At 68.3% G+C, this 16,608-nt stretch carries 14 protein-coding genes; 9 read left to right on the top strand and 5 right to left on the bottom strand.

Features of this window, described 5'->3' with window-relative positions:
• Positions 1 to 65: 65 nt before the first annotated feature.
• The 4 genes from HA039_RS11505 to HA039_RS11490 are packed head-to-tail and all read left to right on the top strand — an operon-like array spanning position 66 to position 4,155.
• The gene (locus tag HA039_RS11505) at positions 66 to 995 is read left to right on the top strand and encodes an ABC transporter permease (RefSeq protein WP_167027659.1); all 930 of its coding nucleotides are present in this window, start codon (positions 66 to 68) and stop codon (positions 993 to 995) included.
• Complete coding sequence (locus HA039_RS11500) at positions 988 to 1,944, top strand: ABC transporter permease (protein WP_167027656.1); 957 nt, start codon at positions 988 to 990, stop codon at positions 1,942 to 1,944. Before HA039_RS11505 ends, HA039_RS11500 begins: the two co-directional genes overlap by 8 nt.
• Before the next feature lie 11 nt (positions 1,945 to 1,955).
• Positions 1,956 to 3,014, top strand: coding sequence for an ABC transporter ATP-binding protein (locus HA039_RS11495; protein WP_167027653.1), 1,059 nt, complete (start codon positions 1,956 to 1,958; stop codon positions 3,012 to 3,014).
• Entirely contained in the window at positions 3,007 to 4,155 is a 1,149-nt protein-coding gene (locus tag HA039_RS11490) for an ABC transporter ATP-binding protein (RefSeq protein ID WP_167027650.1), read from the top strand. Before HA039_RS11495 ends, HA039_RS11490 begins: the two co-directional genes overlap by 8 nt.
• A 171-nt stretch (positions 4,156 to 4,326) precedes the next feature.
• Here the strand turns inward: HA039_RS11490 and HA039_RS11485 are convergent, their stop codons facing one another.
• The 5 genes from HA039_RS11485 to HA039_RS11465 form a co-directional block, all read right to left on the bottom strand.
• Entirely contained in the window at positions 4,327 to 5,367 is a 1,041-nt protein-coding gene (locus tag HA039_RS11485) for an ABC transporter ATP-binding protein (RefSeq protein WP_167027647.1), read from the bottom strand.
• Positions 5,368 to 5,392: 25 nt separating this feature from the next.
• The gene (locus tag HA039_RS11480) at positions 5,393 to 6,469 is read right to left on the bottom strand and encodes an ABC transporter ATP-binding protein (protein WP_167027644.1); all 1,077 of its coding nucleotides are present in this window, start codon (positions 6,467 to 6,469) and stop codon (positions 5,393 to 5,395) included.
• 11 nt (positions 6,470 to 6,480) lie between these two features.
• Positions 6,481 to 7,461 (bottom strand): ABC transporter permease, encoded by a 981-nt coding sequence (locus tag HA039_RS11475; RefSeq protein WP_167027641.1) that lies wholly within the window; start codon positions 7,459 to 7,461, stop codon positions 6,481 to 6,483.
• An 84-nt stretch (positions 7,462 to 7,545) separates the two neighbouring features.
• A complete protein-coding gene (locus HA039_RS11470; protein WP_167027638.1) occupies positions 7,546 to 9,342 on the bottom strand; it encodes an ABC transporter substrate-binding protein in 1,797 nt (598 codons plus the stop codon).
• Positions 9,343 to 9,423: 81 nt separating this feature from the next.
• Positions 9,424 to 10,452, bottom strand: a complete 1,029-nt coding sequence (locus tag HA039_RS11465) for an ABC transporter permease (RefSeq protein WP_167027634.1) — start codon at positions 10,450 to 10,452, stop codon at positions 9,424 to 9,426.
• Between the two features lie 362 nt (positions 10,453 to 10,814).
• On the opposite strand from HA039_RS11465, the gene HA039_RS11460 reads away from it, so the two are divergent.
• From HA039_RS11460 to HA039_RS11440, 5 genes are all read left to right on the top strand, one after another.
• Positions 10,815 to 12,464: a peptide ABC transporter substrate-binding protein gene (locus tag HA039_RS11460; protein ID WP_167027631.1), complete on the top strand. Its 1,650-nt coding sequence runs from the start codon at positions 10,815 to 10,817 to the stop codon at positions 12,462 to 12,464.
• A gap of 109 nt (positions 12,465 to 12,573) precedes the next feature.
• A complete protein-coding gene (locus tag HA039_RS11455; RefSeq protein WP_167027628.1) occupies positions 12,574 to 13,497 on the top strand; it encodes an ABC transporter permease in 924 nt (307 codons plus the stop codon).
• Positions 13,490 to 14,491: an ABC transporter permease gene (locus HA039_RS11450; RefSeq protein WP_167027625.1), complete on the top strand. Its 1,002-nt coding sequence runs from the start codon at positions 13,490 to 13,492 to the stop codon at positions 14,489 to 14,491. The genes HA039_RS11455 and HA039_RS11450 overlap by 8 nt, the downstream gene beginning before the upstream one ends.
• A 13-nt stretch (positions 14,492 to 14,504) precedes the next feature.
• The gene (locus tag HA039_RS11445; RefSeq protein WP_167027622.1) at positions 14,505 to 15,500 is read left to right on the top strand and encodes an ABC transporter ATP-binding protein; all 996 of its coding nucleotides are present in this window, start codon (positions 14,505 to 14,507) and stop codon (positions 15,498 to 15,500) included.
• Complete coding sequence (locus tag HA039_RS11440; RefSeq protein ID WP_167027619.1) at positions 15,472 to 16,545, top strand: ABC transporter ATP-binding protein; 1,074 nt, start codon at positions 15,472 to 15,474, stop codon at positions 16,543 to 16,545. Before HA039_RS11445 ends, HA039_RS11440 begins: the two co-directional genes overlap by 29 nt.
• The last annotated feature ends 63 nt before the right edge of the window (positions 16,546 to 16,608 follow it).

The following is a 16,608-nucleotide window of genomic DNA, read 5'->3' as shown; positions in this document are numbered from 1 at the left end:
GGCCCTTCTTCCGAGTTCCGGGAGGGGGGCCCGTCGGCTGCCCCAGCGACTGACATGGAGGAATAATGGGGCGCTATGTCGCACGACGACTGCTCCAGATGATCCCGGTCTTCATCGGGACGACCCTGCTGATCTTTCTCATGGTCTACGCCCTGCCCGGCGACCCCGTGCGTGCCCTCTTCGGGGACAAGGGAGCCGACCCGGCGACCGTGGCGAACATCAGGCACGACCTGGGCCTGGACCAGCCGATCCTGGTGCAGTACTGGCATTACCTGACCGGCCTGCTGCAGGGTGACTTCGGCACCCAGATAGCCAGCCGGAGACCGGTGACCGACGTCCTCGCCGACGCCTTCCCGGTCACCATCCGCCTCGCGGCGCTCGCGTTCCTCATCGAGCTGGTCTTCGGTATCGGACTGGGCGTCATGGCGGGCATGCGCGCGGGACGCCTGGTCGACTCCGCCGTGCTGATCTTCACGCTCCTGATGATCTCGGTGCCGGTCTTCGTCCTGGGCTTCATCTTCAAGACCGTCTTCGCCTTCCAGCTCGGCTGGACCGCCCCCAACGTCTCCGACGACGTCCGGTGGGGCGAGCTGGTGATGCCGGCGGTCGTGCTGGCCGGCCTCTCCCTCGCGTACGTCGCACGGCTGACCCGTACCTCGATAGCCGAGAACCTCCGGGCCGACTACATGCGGACGGCGGTGGCCAAGGGCCTGCCCCGGCGCCGGGTGATCGGCGTGCACCTGATGCGCAACTCGATGATCCCCGTCGTCACCTTCCTGGGCACGGACATCGGCGCCCTGATGGGCGGCGCGATCATCACCGAGGGCCTCTTCAACATCCACGGTGTGGGTGGCACGATCTTCGAGTCCATCCAGCGCCGCGAGGGCACCACCCTGGTCGGCCTGGTGACGGTGCTCGTCCTCGTCTACCTCGCGACCAGCCTGATCGTCGACCTGCTCTACGCGGTCCTGGACCCGAGGATCCGTTATGCCTGATCTGACCAAGACCGCGGTGGACAGCACCGCACCCGAGACCGCGGCCGCCGTCGCGGCGGCCGGAGTGGCGGGCCCGGCGCTCGAGAAGCCGCGTTCCCTGTGGGGCGACGCCTGGCAGGACCTGCGCCGCAACCCGTACTTCGTCGTCTCGTCCGTCCTGATCCTCCTGCTGCTGGTCATCACGGCCTTCCCGGGCCTGTTCACCAGCGCGAACCCCGGCGTCGGCGACCTGAAGAACCACTTCCTCCAGAAGCCGCAGCTGGGACACGCCTTCTCGCCCGAGTGGCTCGGGTACGACGGCCAGGGCCGCAGCGTCTACGCCCGTCTCATCTACGGGGCCCGTGCCTCCGTGATCGTCGGCATCACCGTGACCCTGCTGGTCACCGTGCTGGGCGGCATCGTCGGCATGATCGCCGGGTACTTCGGCGGGATCGTCGACTCCGTCCTGTCCCGGCTCACCGACATCTTCTTCGGTGTCCCGTTCCTGCTCGGCGCGATGGTCGTCATGAACTCCTTCGCGGAGCGCAAGGTGTGGGTCGTCGTCCTGGCCCTGGCCTTCCTCGGCTGGACCCAGATCGCCCGCGTGATGCGCGGTTCCGTCATCACCATCAAGCAGGCCGACTACGTGCAGGCCGCCAAGGCGCTGGGCGCGAGCACGACCCGGATCCTGTTCAAGCACATCCTGCCGAACGCGCTCGCCCCGGTGATCGTCGTCGCCACCATCTCGCTCGGCGGCTACATCTCGGCCGAGGCCACGCTGTCCTACCTGGGGCTCGGGCTCTCCGCGCCGACCATCTCGTGGGGCATCGACATCTCGGACGGCGCCAACCAGATCCGGGTGGCACAGCACATCCTCATCTACCCGTCGATCATGCTCAGCATCACCGTGCTGGCGTTCATCATGCTCGGCGATGCGGTGCGCAACGCCCTCGATCCGAAACTGCGCTGAGGGAGGCGTACATGACCATCATCGACAAGACCTCAGCGGCCTCCGCACCGCAGGACGACGCCGCCGCCGGCGGCCCGTTGCTCGAAGTCCGTGACCTGCACGTCGAGTTCGCCACCCGTGGCGGAGTCGTCAAGGCCGTCAACGGCGTCAACTACAGCGTCGCCGCGGGCGAGACGCTCGCCGTCCTCGGCGAGTCGGGCTCCGGCAAGTCCGTGACCGCCCAGGCGATCATGGGCATCCTCGACATGCCGCCCGGCCGCATACCCAAGGGGGAGATCCTCTTCCGCGGCCAGGACATGCTCGCCATGTCGAACGAGGAGCGGCGGCAGATCCGCGGCCGCAAGATCGCGATGATCTTCCAGGACGCGCTGTCCTCCCTCAACCCGGTGCTGACCGTCGGCTACCAGCTCGGGGAGATGTACCGGGTGCACCTGGGCCTCTCCAAGAAGGAGGCCAAGGCCCGGGCCATCGAGCTGATGGACCGGGTGCACATCCCCGCCTCGAAGGAGCGGGTGAACGACTACCCGCACCAGTTCTCCGGCGGTATGCGCCAGCGCATCATGATCGCGATGGCGCTCGCCCTGGAGCCCGACCTGATCATCGCGGACGAGCCGACGACCGCGCTGGACGTGACCGTCCAGGCCCAGGTCATGGACCTGCTCGCGGAGCTCCAGCGCGAGTTCAACATGGGCCTGATCCTGATCACCCACGACCTCGGCGTGGTCGCCGACGTCGCGGACAAGATCGCCGTGATGTACGCGGGACGGATCGTCGAGACCGCGCCGGTCCACGAGATCTACAAGCGGCCCGCCCACCCGTACACCCGGGGACTCCTGGACTCGATCCCGCGGCTGGACCAGAAGGGCCAGGAGCTCTACGCGATCAAGGGCCTCCCGCCCAACCTGCTGCACGTCCCGTCCGGTTGCGCCTTCAACCCCCGCTGCCCGCGTGCGCAGGACATCTGCCGCACCGAACTGCCGCCGCTGCACGCGGTGACCGAGCAGGACGGAACCGAACTGCCCGGGCGGGGTAGCGCGTGCCACTTCTGGAAGGACACGATCCATGGCTGACCTCGACGAGCAGGGCGGGCCGGTGGACGCCACGCCCAACGTGACCGACGTCGACCGGGTCGACGCGGCCACGGACAGCGCGGCCGTCGCCGCCATCGAGGCGCCGGTGGAGCGCGGGGAGCCGATCCTCCAGGTGCGCAACCTGGTCAAGCACTTCCCGCTGACCCAGGGCATCCTCTTCAAGACGAAGGTCGGCGCCGTGAAGGCCGTCGACGGGATCTCGTTCGACCTCTACCAGGGCGAGACCCTCGGCATCGTGGGCGAGTCCGGCTGCGGCAAGTCGACCGTCGCGAAGCTGCTGATGACGCTGGAGACGGCCACGGCCGGCGAGGTGTTCTTCAAGGGGCAGGACATCACCAAGCTGTCCGGGCGGGCGCTGAAGGCCGTGCGCCGGAACATCCAGATGGTGTTCCAGGACCCGTACACGTCCCTGAACCCGCGCATGACCGTCGGTGACATCATCGGGGAGCCCTTCGAGATCCACCCCGAGGTCGCGCCGAAGGGCGACCGGCGGCGCAAGGTCCAGGAGCTCCTGGACGTCGTGGGGCTGAACCCGGAGTACATCAACCGGTATCCGCACCAGTTCTCGGGCGGCCAGCGCCAGCGCATCGGCATCGCCCGCGGGCTCGCGCTCAACCCCGAGATCATCATCTGCGACGAGCCTGTCTCCGCGCTGGACGTGTCCGTGCAGGCGCAGGTCATCAACCTGATGGAGCGGCTCCAGGACGAGTTCAACCTGTCGTACATCTTCATCGCGCACGACCTGTCGATCGTGCGGCACATCTCGGACCGGGTCGGGGTGATGTACCTGGGCAAGATGGCCGAGATCGGTACGGACACCCAGATCTACGACCACCCGACGCACCCGTACACCCAGGCGCTGCTGTCGGCGGTCCCGGTGCCCGACCCGACCGCGCGTGAGGGCCGGGAGCGGATCATCCTCACCGGGGACGTGCCGTCGCCGGCCAACCCGCCCTCCGGCTGCCGCTTCCGTACCCGCTGCTGGAAGGCGGAGGAGCGCTGCGCGACCGAGGTGCCGCTGCTGGCGGTCCCCGAGCGCTTCGTGGCCGCGGGCGGCGAGGCGGCGCACGAGTCGGCGTGCCACTTCGCCGAGGAGAAGGACGTCGTCCACGCGGCGTAGTCCGCACCCCCGTCCGAGGACGGGGAAGAGGCCCGCGGGCCGCCCTCACGGGCGGGGCGCGGGCCTCTCTTTTTCCCCTGGAACCGGTCTCATGGGGCTCGGGTCAATGGGCCGGGACCGGTTCTGGCGGCGCGATCCGAGAAAGGGGTGTTCAGGATCGCGCCGGGGGGTCTAGGAGGTGCCGGCGGCAACGCCCCGAGCCGCCGGCACCGTCTGTGGGTCCTCCGGGTAGTGGCACGCGGTGAGGTGGCCGGACCGGCTGCCTTCCACGCGGACCAACGGAGGAGTCTCGGTCGCGCACCGCTCGGTCGCCTTCCAGCACCGGGTGCGGAAGCGGCAGCCCGACGGCGGGTGGACCGGCGAGGGTACGTCCCCGGTGAGCAGGATCCGCTCGCGGCGCGGCACGTCGTCGGCGGTCGCCTCGGGCACGGCGGACAGCAGCGCCCGGGTGTACGGGTGGCGGGGGTTGCCGTACAGGTCGTCGCGGTCGGCGACCTCCACGATCCGGCCCAGGTACATGACCGCGACGCGCTGCGAGAAGTGCCGCACGATCGCCAAGTCGTGCGCGATGAAGAGGAACGCGATGCCCAGGTCGCGCTGGAGCTGCTGGAGCAGGTTGACGACCTGCGCCTGGATGGAGACGTCGAGCGCGGAGACCGGCTCGTCGGCCACGATCAGCTTGGGCTCCAGGGCCAGGGCCCTGGCCACGCCGATGCGCTGGCGCTGGCCGCCGGAGAACTCGTGCGGGAAGCGGTTGTAGTGCTCGGGGTTGAGCCCCACCGTCTCCAGCAGCTCCCGCACCCGGCGCTCCCGGCCGCCCTGCGGGTTGACGTCGTTGATCTCCATCGGACCGGAGATGATCTTGCCGACGGTCTGCCGGGGGTTCAGCGACGCGTACGGGTCCTGGAAGATCATCTGGATCTCGGAGCGCAGCGGGGCCAGCTCCCGCCGCGAGGCGTGGGTGATGTCCCGGCCGCGGTAGGTGATCTTCCCCGCGGTCGGCTCCAGCAGCCGGGTGATCAGCCGGCCGGTGGTCGACTTGCCGCAGCCCGACTCGCCGACCAGGCCGAGGCTCTCGCCCCCGGCCACGGTGAAGTCGAGCCCGTCGACGGCCTGGACGGCGCCGACCGTGCGCCGGATCGGGAAGCCGCCCTTGATCGGGAAGTGCTTGGTGAGCCCGGCGACGTCCAGGAGGGGTTCGGTGCTGGTCATGGTGTGAAGTCCCTTCTCTCGTACGTCAGTGGTTCCGGGTACCGGTGAAGTCGGCCGAGAACTCGACCCGTTGCGCTTCGGTCAGATGGCAGGCGGCCCCGCGGCCGGCGACCAGGTCGAGCGGGGGCCGCTCGGTGGCGCAGCGCCCGCCGCCGACCTGCTCGGCGAAGGCGCACCGCGGGTGGAAGCGGCAGCCGGACGGCGGGTTGAGCAGGCTCGGCGGGGTGCCGGGGATGGGTGACAGCGGGACGTCCACCGGTCCGTCGAGGCTGGGCATGGAGCCCAGCAGCCCCCAGGTGTAGGGGTGCTGGGGGTCGTTCAGGACGTCCTTCTTGGTGCCGCGCTCCACGCAGCGCCCCGCGTACATCACCAGCACCTCGTCCGCGATGTCGGCGATGACGCCGAGGTCGTGGGTGATGAAGACGATCGCCGTGCCGGTCTCCTGCTGGAGGTCCTTGAGCAGGTCCATGATCTGCGCCTGTACGGTCACGTCGAGCGCGGTCGTCGGCTCGTCCGCGATCAGCAGCTCGGGGTCGCAGACCAGCGCCATCGCGATCATCGCGCGCTGCCGCATGCCGCCGGAGAACTGGTGCGGGTAGTCGTCGACCCGTACGTCCGGCTGGGGGATGCCGACCCGCCGCAGCATCTCGACCGCCCGCGCGCGGGCCTCCTTCTTGGAGGCGCCGGTGTGCTTGCGGTACGTCTCCGAGATCTGCTTGCCGATCGTGTGGTACGGCGACAGCGAGGCCAGCGCGTCCTGGAAGATCATGGACATCTTGTTGCCGCGCAGCCGCTCCAGCTCCCGTTCCGACGCGGTGAGCAGGTCCTTCCCCTCCAGGAGGATCTGGCCGTCCATCGTCGTGTGCCGCGGGTCGTGCAGCCCGAGGATCGACAGGTTGGTGACGGACTTGCCGGAACCGGACTCGCCGACGATGCCGAGGGTCCTGCCCCGCTCCACCTCGAAGGAGAGCCCGTCGACGGCCTTGACGGTGCCGTCCTCGGTGGAGAAGTGCACACGCAGGTCCCGCACGGCGAGGAACGGGTCGGAGCCGGACCGCTCGGAGCCGGACAGGTCGGGGCCGGAGAGGTTGGGGGTGCTCATGGGGATCTCTCCTAGGCGAGGCGTACGCGCGGGTCGATGAGGGCGTACACCGCGTCGACGATGATGTTGAAGACGACGATGGCGGTGGCGGCGACCAGGACGACGCCGAGCAGGAGGGGCAGGTCGTTGTTCTGCACGGCCTTGATGGAGAGCGCCCCGATGCCGTGCAGGCTGAACACCTGCTCGGTGATGATCGCGCCGCCCAGCAGGTAGCCGATGTCGAGCCCGAAGATCGTGACGATCGGGCCCATCGCCCCGCGCCAGGCGAAGCGGAAGAAGACCGTCCGGCGGGACAGGCCCTTGGCCCTGGCCGTACGGACGTAGTCCTCGCTGAGGGTCTCGACCAGCTGCGAGCGCGCCATGCGCGTGTAGTTGGCCGTGAAGATGATCGCCAGCACGATCCACGGCAGCAGCAGACCGCGGAACCAGGCCGCCGGGTCCTGGGTGAGGGGCACGTACTGCGGGCGGCTCAGCAGGTGCCACTGGTCGGTCAGGTAGTACACCGCGACCACACCGACGATGTAGATCTGGAGCGAGGACCCGATCAGCGACGCGGAGGACGCCACCTTGTCCAGCATCCGGCCCTGCTTGACGGCGGCCAGCATGCCCGCGCCCACCCCGAAGACCACGAACACCGCGGCGCTGCCGACGGAGAGCGAGATCGTCGTCGGGAAGTCGGAGAGGATCGTCCCGAGGACCGGCTCCTGGTTGGTGAACGAGTAGCCCAGGCAGGGAGCCGGGCAGTGGCCGAAGGAGTGGTAGTCGCGTCCCGCGAAGACCCCCACCAGCCAGTGCCAGTACTGCACCGGCACCGGATCGGCGATCCCCAGGTTGTGCTTGACCAGGGCCAACGTCTCGGGCGTGCAGATCTTGCCGCAGGCCGCGCGCGCGGGGTCGCGGGGCGCGACGTAGAAGAGGACGAAGGTGAACGCGCTGATGATCAGCAGGATCACCAGAGCGCCGAAGGTCCGGCGGACGAGAAAGCGGAGCATGGCGATGGGTTTCCCTGGCAGGCGCCGACGAAGGGGATGGGGGGCGGTGGGGCACCGCGGGGGTGCCCCACCGGCGTTCGGGTGCTACGCCTTCACGTACAGCTTGTAGAGAATGGCGGAGTCGAACTGCGGGTCGAAGAGGGCTCCGCCCACCTTCGATCCGTACAGGTAGGTGCGGCGCTGGTACGTCTCGGGGATGATCGGCGCCTGCTCCTTCATGAGCTGCTCGTCGAGCGCGGACCAGGCCGCGCCCTGCGCCTTCGGGTCGGCGATCGCGTCGTCCTTGTCGATCGTCCGGTTGATCGCGGGGACGTTCAGCTGGGAGACGTTGTTCTGCCCGTTGCCGATGGCCCGGCCGTCGAACAGCGGCTGGAGCATCGTGTAGCCGGTCGGCCAGTCGGGGCTCCAGCCGAACCACATGACGTCGAACTTGTTGTCGATCTGCTGGATCTGGTCGTAGTAGTTCGTCGGGTTCAGCGGCTTGGCGACCGGGTTGAACCCGGCGGCCTTGAGGGCGTTGACAATGACGACCTGCGTCTTGTCGTAGGTGTCGGACTGCTGGTAGGCGTAGACAATCGTCGTGCCGACCTTGCCCGCCTCCGTGAGCAGTTGCTTCGCCTTCGCCGGGTCGCCCTGCGGCTTCTTCAGCTTGCCGTAGACGTCGAACTCCTTGCGGCCCAGGATGCTGGGGGGAAGGATCGTCGTGGCGTAGTCGCCGGCCGAGGGGCCGCCGTAGATGGACCGGATCTGCTCCAGCGGCCACGCGTGGATCAGCGCCTGGCGCACCTTGAGGTCCTTGATCCGCTTCATGTTGATCGCGTAGTAGTACGTGGCGCCCACCAGGCCGACCACACTGCGCTTCTTGAGGTCCCCGTTGGTGAGGACCTGCTGGATGCGCTCGGCCGGGACCGCGCTGTACGCCATCAGGGCGAACTGGTCGTCGCCGGAGTCGGCGATCAGGCGGTCCGCGAGCGGGATGGGCTGGGGGCCGAACTCGAACGCGAAGCTGTCCGGGTAGGCGTTGTGGATCGCGTCGGTGGCCGGGTCCCAGTGCTCGTTGCGGACGAGGACCATCGACTTGTCGGGGGCGTGCGACTTGATCCGGTACGGGCCGGACGAGACCGGGTCCTTGTCGTACTTCTCCTTGGTGTCGAGCTTGACCGGCACGGCGCCGTACGAGCTCATCGCCAGGGTGAAGTTCAGGTCCGGGTGCGCCTTCTTCAGGTGGAAGGTGATCGTCTTCGCGCCCGCGTCGGTGACGATCGAGGACAGGTGCTTGCCGCTGTAGGGGCCCTTGTAGACGGACCGGAAGTCCTGGTTGCCCGTGAGGGCGGCCTGCACGTATCCCGCGCCGTCGGTGGTGAAGGAGGCGAAGCCGCGCTCGATGCCGTGCCGCACGTCCTCGACGGTCAGCTCGCTGCCGTCCTCCCACTTGAGCCCGTCCTTCAGCGTGAAGGTCCAGGTCTTGCCGCCGTCGGGGGTGGTGCCCGTGTCCGTGGCGAGGTCACCGACCAGCGTCTGGGCTCCGTCCGGGGCGGTCTTGTAGCCGGTCAGCGCGCGGATGTAGAGGTTGCCGACCTGCGAGTTCCAGGCGAAGTAGATGCGCTGGGGGTCGAGGTGCGAGAAGTCGCTCAGCCCGATGGGGCGGATGGTGCCGCCCTTGACCGCGCCGGGTATCTCGGGGGCCGGGCCCTTCGAGTCCGCGGCCGTACCGACCTTGACGCTCGTGGGTGCGACCTTCGTGGCGCCGCTGGTGGCGCCCGTGCCGCCGGAGCCGCTGCCGCTGTCGGAGCCGCCACCGCTGCTGCACGCCGCGAGGGCCATGGAACCGCCGACCGCGACCGAGGTGGCGATGACGAAGTTTCTGCGGGAGAGGGACATTGCTTCCTGCCCTGTGGGGTTGAGGGGGACGAGAGGATCCGGCGGGCCCCTTCGCCTGGGCCGGACTGGGGGGTGTCGGGCTCAGCGCCGGGTCTTGGGGTCCAGCGCGTCGCGTACGGAGTCCCCGAGCAGGTTGAAGGTGACCACGAAGACCACCATGGCGACGCCGGGGAAGAGCAAGAAGGTGATGTCGTTCGAGTACACCTGCGACGCGCGCTGGATCATCACGCCCCAGTCGGGGGTCGGTGAGGTCAGTCCCACCCCGAGGAAGGCGAGGCCGGCCTCGGTCGTGACGTACAGGGGGAGCGCGAGGGTCGCCTGGATGAGGATCGGCGTCCACAGGTTGGGCAGCAGCTCCTTGAAGATGATCCGGGCCGGTGAGGCACCGGTCACCTTCGCCGCTTCCACGAACTCGCGCTCGCGCAGGGCCAGCACCTCGCCGCGCAGGAGGCGGGCGATCGGCGCCCAGCCGAAGGCGGTCATGACCGAGATGAGGCTCACGACGGTCAGCCAGACCGGGGTGTTCTTCTCCGGGGAGACCAGGATCGAGATCAGGACCGGCCAGAACGCGATGAAGAACAGCGTCGAGGGGAAGGCCAGCAGGATGTCGATGAGCCGGCCGATGAGGTAGTCGGTCTTGCCGCCGAGGTAGCCCGCGGTGATCCCCACGACGATGCCCAGCGCGGTCACCAGCAGCGTCGTCGCCGTGGCGATCAGGAGCGAGTTGCGCATGCCGTACAGGAGGAACGTGAAGACGTCCCGGCCGAGGCCCGGCTCCAGGCCGAACCAGAAGTGGCTGTCGATGCCGCCGTTGGGCTTGACCGGGAAGGTGAACTCGTTGAGCAGCCCCGGCTGGTTCTGTCCGTAGGTGGTGTACGGGTTCTTCCCGTACACCTTCGCTATCAGCGGCGCGCAGATCGAGACCACGAAGAAGAAGGCCACGACGCAGGCCGAGACCACACCGGTTTTGTCCCGCTTGAAGCGCCGCCAGGCGAGCTGGCCGGGGGAACGGCTGGCGCCGCCCTTGGACGCGGGCGCCGTGGGCAGCGGGGCGCCGCTGTCGGCCACCGTCTCGAAGGGGGCGGCGGCCGGAGGAGTGGAGAAGGTCATGATGCTCCAGGCCCGGAGGGGACAGAGGTATCCGCGGTCGACCCACGGGCTATGCGGACCTTTTCAACGCAATTCATGCGGAGTCAATGAAATCGGGACGAGCTTGACGCCGTCTTTTGGGCCATGACCGGCGCATGACCCCGGCGAGATACATGCTTGGTACACGCATGGGGGAATCGAAGGGACGTTCGCTTACATATGCGGACAGTCCGGTCGATCGGTCCGATATGCGGGCACCGCAGCGCCGGAATGCGTACATCCGGATGGAGTCACGCTCGTACGGGTGGGTTAAGTGTGCGTCTTGTTCCCTATGCCCTGATATTTGGGCGTACGCGAGACACGTACTCCGAGGAGGCAGTTCCATGCGTGGAGCCACGCACGCCAAGTGGGCCGCATGCACGGTGGCCGTCGCTCTTGCCGCGACGGCCTGCGGAAGCAGCAGCAGCGGAAGCGGCAGCAGCAGCAGTAGTGGCAGCAGCGGATCCAGCGGGGTCGTGAGCGCTTCCTGGGGTGACCCGCAGAACCCCCTCGAACCCGCCAACACCAACGAGGTGCAGGGCGGCAAGGTCCTCGACCTGATCTTCCGGGGGCTCAAGCGGTACAACCCGAAGACCGCCAAGGCGGAGAACGCGCTCGCCCAGTCGATCACCACCTCGGACGCCCAGAACTTCAAGGTGACCGTCAAGAACGGCTGGACCTTCAGCAACGGCGAGAAGGTCACCGCGAAGTCCTTCGTGAACGCCTGGAACTACGGCGCGGCCCTGAAGAACAACCAGAAGAACGCGTCGTTCTTCCAGTACATCGACGGGTACGACAAGGTCCACCCCGAGACGGGCTCGGCCACCGCCACCACGATGTCCGGCCTCAAGGTCACCGGCGGCCAGACCTTCACGATCCGCCTCTCGCAGAAGTTCTCCACCTTCCCGGACACCCTCGGGTACGCCGCCTTCTCGCCGCTGCCGCAGGCGTTCTTCACCAACCACTCCGCCTGGCTGTCCAAGCCGATCGGCAACGGCCCGTACGAGGTGCAGAAGTACAACCGGGGCTCCCAGATGTCCCTGCGCACCTGGAAGAAGTACCCCGGCCCCGACAAGGCGCAGAACGGCGGCGTGGACCTCAAGGTCTACACCGACAACAACACCGCCTACACCGACCTCGTCGCGGGCAACCTCGACCTCGTCGACGACGTCCCGGCCAACCAGCTGCGCAACGTGCAGTCCGACCTCGACGGCCGCTACATCAACACCCCGGCCGGCATCATCCAGACCCTGGCCTTCCCGTTCTACGACAAGGCCTGGAGCGGCGCGAACGGCCTCAAGCTCCGCACCGGCATCTCCATGGCGATCAACCGCCCGCAGATCACCGACACCATCTTCCAGAAGACCCGCACCCCGGCCACCGACTGGACCTCCCCGGTCCTCGGCAAGGCCGGCGGCTACCAGGCCGGCCTGTGCGGCTCGAAGTGCACGTTCAACGCGGCCGCCGCCAAGAAGATGATCTCGGACGCCGGAGGCTTCCCCGGCGGCAAGCTCACCATCACGTACAACGCGGACACCGGCTCCCACAAGGTGTGGGTCGACGCCGTCTGCAACAACATCAACAACGTGGTGGGCAACGACAAGGCCTGCGTCGGCCGGCCCGTCGGCACCTTCGCGGACTTCCGCAACCAGATCGGCCAGCACAAGATGACCGGCCCGTTCCGCGCCGGCTGGCAGATGGACTACCCGCTGATCCAGGACTTCCTCCAGCCCCTGTACTTCACGGGCGCCTCGTCCAACGACGGCCAGTTCAGCAACCCCCAGTTCGACAAGCTCGTCAACCAGGCCAACGCCGAGACCGACGAGGCCAAGGCCGTCAAGATCTTCCAGCAGGCCGAGGGAGTCGTACGGGACCAGATGGCGGCCGTCCCGCTCTGGTACCAGAACGGCAGCGCGGGCTTCTCGGACAACATCTCGAACGTCGCGCTGAACCCGTTCAGCGTCCCCGTCTACAACGAGATCAAGGTCAACTGACCCACCGCGGTGCACGGCCCGGCGCGCATCCCGTGCCGGGCCGACACCGTTCGCCGGGGGCCCCGCCCCTTCCCGAGCGCCCCGCATCCCACGACACCCGGAGCCGTCCATGGGACGTTATGTGATCCGGCGTCTGCTGCAGATGATCCCCGTCTTCATCGGCACCACGCTGCTGATCTTCCTGATGGTCAACGTGCAGGGAGACCCCATCGCCGGCCTGTGCGGCGACAAGCAGTGCGACCCGGCGACCATCACCCAGCTGCGCAAGGACTTCGGCCTCGACAAGCCCCTCTGGCAGCAATACCTGACCTACATGGGCCACGTGTTCTCCGGGAACTTCGGCACCGCGTTCAACGGCGAGAAGGTCATCGACCTGATGGGCTCGGCCTTCCCGGTCACCATCCGCCTCACCCTGGTCGCCATCGTCTTCGAGCTGGTCATCGGGATCATCTTCGGCGTCATCACGGGACTGCGCCGCGGCAGCTTCGTCGACACCGGCGTCCTCCTGCTCACCCTGGTCGTCATCGCCGTCCCCACCTTCGTCACCGGCCTGCTCGCCCAACTGCTGCTCGGCGTGAAGTGGAACATCATCGAGCCGTCCGTCTCCTCCGCGGCGCCGCTCGACGAACTGATCGTGCCGGGGCTCGTGCTCGCCTCGGTCTCCCTGGCGTACGTCACCCGCCTCACCCGGACCTCGATCGCCGAGAACGCCCGCTCCGACTACGTCCGCACCGCCACCGCCAAGGGCCTGCCGCGCCACCGCGTGGTCATCCGGCACCTGCTGCGCAACTCCCTGATCCCGGTGATCACCTTCATCGGGACGGACATCGGGGCCCTGATGGGCGGCGCGATCGTCACCGAGCGCATCTTCAACATCCACGGCGTGGGATTCCAGCTCTACCAAGGCATCCTGCGCCAGAACACCCAGACCGTCGTCGGCTTCGTGACCGTCCTCGTCATCGTCTTCCTGGTGGCGAACCTGCTGGTCGACCTCCTCTACGCCGTTCTCGACCCGAGGATCCGGTATGCCTGAGCCGCAGCTTCCCCCCGAGGACGGGATCCCCGACGACGGCGGTGCCATCGCGGCGACCGGTGCCGGCGGCGCGATGGACCTCGCCACCAGCGAGGGCGCCACCCTGGAGAACGAGCCCGAGGGCCCCGAGGGAGGCGGCTCCGAGGGGCGGGCGCGCAGCCTGTGGTCCGACGCCTGGCGCGACCTGCGCCGCAACCCCGTCTTCATCATCTCGGGGCTGATCATCCTGTTCCTGGTGGTCATCGCGATCTGGCCGTACTCGATCGCCACGCAGAACCCGCTCTCCTGCAACCTGGTCGACTCCGAGCAGGGCGCCCGCTCCGGCCACCCGTTCGGCTTCGACGCCCAGGGCTGCGACGTCTACACCCGTACCGTCTACGGGGCCAGGGCCTCGGTCACCGTCGGCGTCTGCGCCAGCGCCGGCGTCGCGCTCGTCGGCTCGATCCTCGGCGGCCTCGCCGGGTTCTACGGCGGCGGCTGGGACGCGGTCCTCTCCCGCATCACCGACATCTTCTTCGGCATCCCCGTCGTCCTCGGCGGCCTGGTCCTGCTGTCCGTGGTGTCCGACTCCACCGTCTGGCCCGTCGTCGGATTCATGATCGTGCTCGGCTGGCCGCAGATCTCCCGCATCGCCCGCGGCTCGGTCATCACCGTCAAGCAGCACGACTACGTCCAGGCGGCGCGGGCGCTCGGCGCCTCCAACACCCGGATGCTGCTCCGGCACATCATGCCCAACGCCATCGCCCCGGTCATCGTCGTCGCGACCATCGCGCTCGGCACGTTCATCTCGCTGGAGGCGACCCTCTCGTACCTCGGTGTCGGCCTCAAACCGCCCACCGTCTCCTGGGGGATCGACATCTCGGACGCCTCGCCGAACGTCCGCAACGCCCCGCACGCGCTGCTCTGGCCGGCCGGGGCGCTGGCGATCACCGTGCTCGCGTTCATCATGCTCGGCGACGCCGTACGCGACGCCCTCGATCCCAAGCTGCGCTGAGGAGCCCGGTCCCATGTTGCTCGAAGTGCGCGACCTGCACGTGGAGTTCCACACCCGCGAGGGGGTCGCCAAGGCCGTCAACGGCGTCACGTACTCCGTCGACGCGGGCGAGACCCTCGCCGTGCTCGGCGAATCGGGCTCCGGAAAGTCCGTCACCGCCCAGGCCATCATGGGGATCCTGGACATGCCACCGGGGAAGATCACCGGCGGCCAGGTGATCTTCCAGGGCCAGGACATCCTCAAGCTCAAGGAGGACCAGCGGCGCAAGATCCGGGGCGCCAAGATGGCGATGATCTTCCAGGACGCGCTGTCCTCGCTCAATCCGGTGCTCACGGTGGGCGCCCAGCTCGGCGAGATGTTCATCGTGCACCGGGGGATGTCCCGCAAGGACGCCAAGGCCAGGTCGATCGAGCTGATGGACCGGGTACGGATCCCCGCCGCCCACGAGCGCGTCAACGACTACCCGCACCAGTTCTCCGGCGGCATGCGCCAGCGCATCATGATCGCGATGGCCCTGGCGCTGGAACCCGCGCTGATCATCGCGGACGAACCGACCACCGCGCTGGACGTGACCGTCCAGGCCCAGGTCATGGAACTGCTCGCGGAACTCCAGCGCGAACTGAACATGGGGCTGATCCTCATCACCCACGACCTCGGGGTGGTCGCGGACGTCGCCGACAAGATCGCGGTGATGTACGCGGGACGGATCGTCGAGTCCGCCCCCGTCTTCGAGATCTACAAGAAGCCCGCCCACCCGTACACCGTCGGCCTGCTCGACTCGATCCCCCGGCTCGACCAGAAGGGCTCCCAGCTGTACGCGATCAAGGGGCTGCCGCCGAACCTGACGAACATCCCGCGGGGCTGCGCGTTCCACCCCCGCTGCCCACTGGCCCAGGACGTCTGCCGCAAGGACGTGCCCCCGCTGTTCGAGGTCGGCGACGGCCGCGAGAGCGCCTGCTACTTCTGGAGGGAGACGCTCGATGGCCGAGGCCATTCTGGAAGTGCGTGACCTGGTCAAGAACTTCCCGCTGACCCGGGGAATCCTCGTCAGGAAGCAGGTCGGGGCGGTCCAGGCGGTCTCGGGGGTCTCCTTCGACCTGGCCGCCGGCGAGACCCTCGGCATCGTGGGGGAGTCGGGCTGCGGCAAGTCGACCGTGGCCAAGATGCTGGTGAACCTGGAACGGCCCACGTCCGGGGAGATCCGCTACAAGGGCGACGACATCAGCAAGCTGTCCGGGCGGGCGCTGAAGGCCGTGCGCCGGAACATCCAGATGGTGTTCCAGGACCCGTACACCTCGCTCAACCCGCGCATGACCGTCGGCGACATCATCGGGGAGCCCTTCGAGATCCACCCCGAGGTCGCGCCGAAGGGCGACCGGCGGCGCAAGGTCCAGGACCTGCTGGACGTGGTCGGCCTCAACCCCGAGTACATCAACCGCTATCCGCACCAGTTCTCCGGCGGCCAGCGCCAGCGCATCGGCATCGCCCGCGGGCTGGCGCTCCAGCCCGAGATCATCGTCGCCGACGAGCCCGTCTCCGCCCTGGACGTGTCCGTGCAGGCGCAGGTCATCAACCTGATGGAGCGGCTCCAGGACGAGTTCAACCTGTCGTACATCTTCATCGCGCACGACCTGTCGATCGTCCGGCACATCTCCGACCGGGTCGGCGTGATGTACCTGGGACGGATGGCGGAGGTCGGCACCGACGCCGAGATCTACGACCACCCCACGCACCCGTACACCCAGGCGCTGCTGTCGGCGGTCCCGCTGCCCGACCCGACGGCCCGGGAGCACCGGGAGCGGATCATCCTGGTGGGTGACGTGCCGTCACCGGCCAGCCCGCCGTCCGGCTGCCGCTTCCGTACCCGCTGCTGGAAGGCGCAGGAGGTGTGCGCGCGGGAACAGCCGCTGCTGGCGGTCCCGGAGGTCTTCCGGGAGGCGTCGGGGCCGGCCGCGCACCTGTCCGCCTGTCACTTCGCGGAGGAGCGGCGGATCGTGCCGGCCGGACCGGACGAAAGCGGTGACGGTACGGATTCGGGGGACGAAAGCGAATAAAGCACACCAATTTCGTTAACACGCAGGCAACTTCGCGGACCCGGTACCGATATACGGACGCGT

It is taken from the genome of Streptomyces liangshanensis, assembly GCF_011694815.1.
GTDB lineage: Bacteria > Actinomycetota > Actinomycetes > Streptomycetales > Streptomycetaceae > Streptomyces > Streptomyces liangshanensis.
This window is presented reverse-complemented; position numbering and strand designations above follow the sequence as displayed.

What these genes read in the sequence shown, in the direction of transcription:
- HA039_RS11450 (WP_167027625.1), top strand. Translation starts at nt 13,490, where the DNA reads ATGCCTGAGCCGCAGCTTCCCCCCGAGGACGGGATCCCCGACGACGGC.
- HA039_RS11440 (WP_167027619.1), top strand. Translation starts at nt 15,472, where the DNA reads ATGGCCGAGGCCATTCTGGAAGTGCGTGACCTGGTCAAGAACTTCCCG.
- HA039_RS11480 (WP_167027644.1), bottom strand. Translation starts at nt 6,469, where the DNA reads ATGAGCACCCCCAACCTCTCCGGCCCCGACCTGTCCGGCTCCGAGCGG.
- HA039_RS11445 (WP_167027622.1), top strand. Translation starts at nt 14,505, where the DNA reads ATGTTGCTCGAAGTGCGCGACCTGCACGTGGAGTTCCACACCCGCGAG.
- HA039_RS11500 (WP_167027656.1), top strand. Translation starts at nt 988, where the DNA reads ATGCCTGATCTGACCAAGACCGCGGTGGACAGCACCGCACCCGAGACC.
- HA039_RS11475 (WP_167027641.1), bottom strand. Translation starts at nt 7,461, where the DNA reads ATGCTCCGCTTTCTCGTCCGCCGGACCTTCGGCGCTCTGGTGATCCTG.
- HA039_RS11490 (WP_167027650.1), top strand. Translation starts at nt 3,007, where the DNA reads ATGGCTGACCTCGACGAGCAGGGCGGGCCGGTGGACGCCACGCCCAAC.
- HA039_RS11505 (WP_167027659.1), top strand. Translation starts at nt 66, where the DNA reads ATGGGGCGCTATGTCGCACGACGACTGCTCCAGATGATCCCGGTCTTC.
- HA039_RS11495 (WP_167027653.1), top strand. Translation starts at nt 1,956, where the DNA reads ATGACCATCATCGACAAGACCTCAGCGGCCTCCGCACCGCAGGACGAC.
- HA039_RS11465 (WP_167027634.1), bottom strand. Translation starts at nt 10,452, where the DNA reads ATGACCTTCTCCACTCCTCCGGCCGCCGCCCCCTTCGAGACGGTGGCC.
- HA039_RS11455 (WP_167027628.1), top strand. Translation starts at nt 12,574, where the DNA reads ATGGGACGTTATGTGATCCGGCGTCTGCTGCAGATGATCCCCGTCTTC.
- HA039_RS11485 (WP_167027647.1), bottom strand. Translation starts at nt 5,367, where the DNA reads ATGACCAGCACCGAACCCCTCCTGGACGTCGCCGGGCTCACCAAGCAC.
- HA039_RS11470 (WP_167027638.1), bottom strand. Translation starts at nt 9,342, where the DNA reads ATGTCCCTCTCCCGCAGAAACTTCGTCATCGCCACCTCGGTCGCGGTC.
- HA039_RS11460 (WP_167027631.1), top strand. Translation starts at nt 10,815, where the DNA reads ATGCGTGGAGCCACGCACGCCAAGTGGGCCGCATGCACGGTGGCCGTC.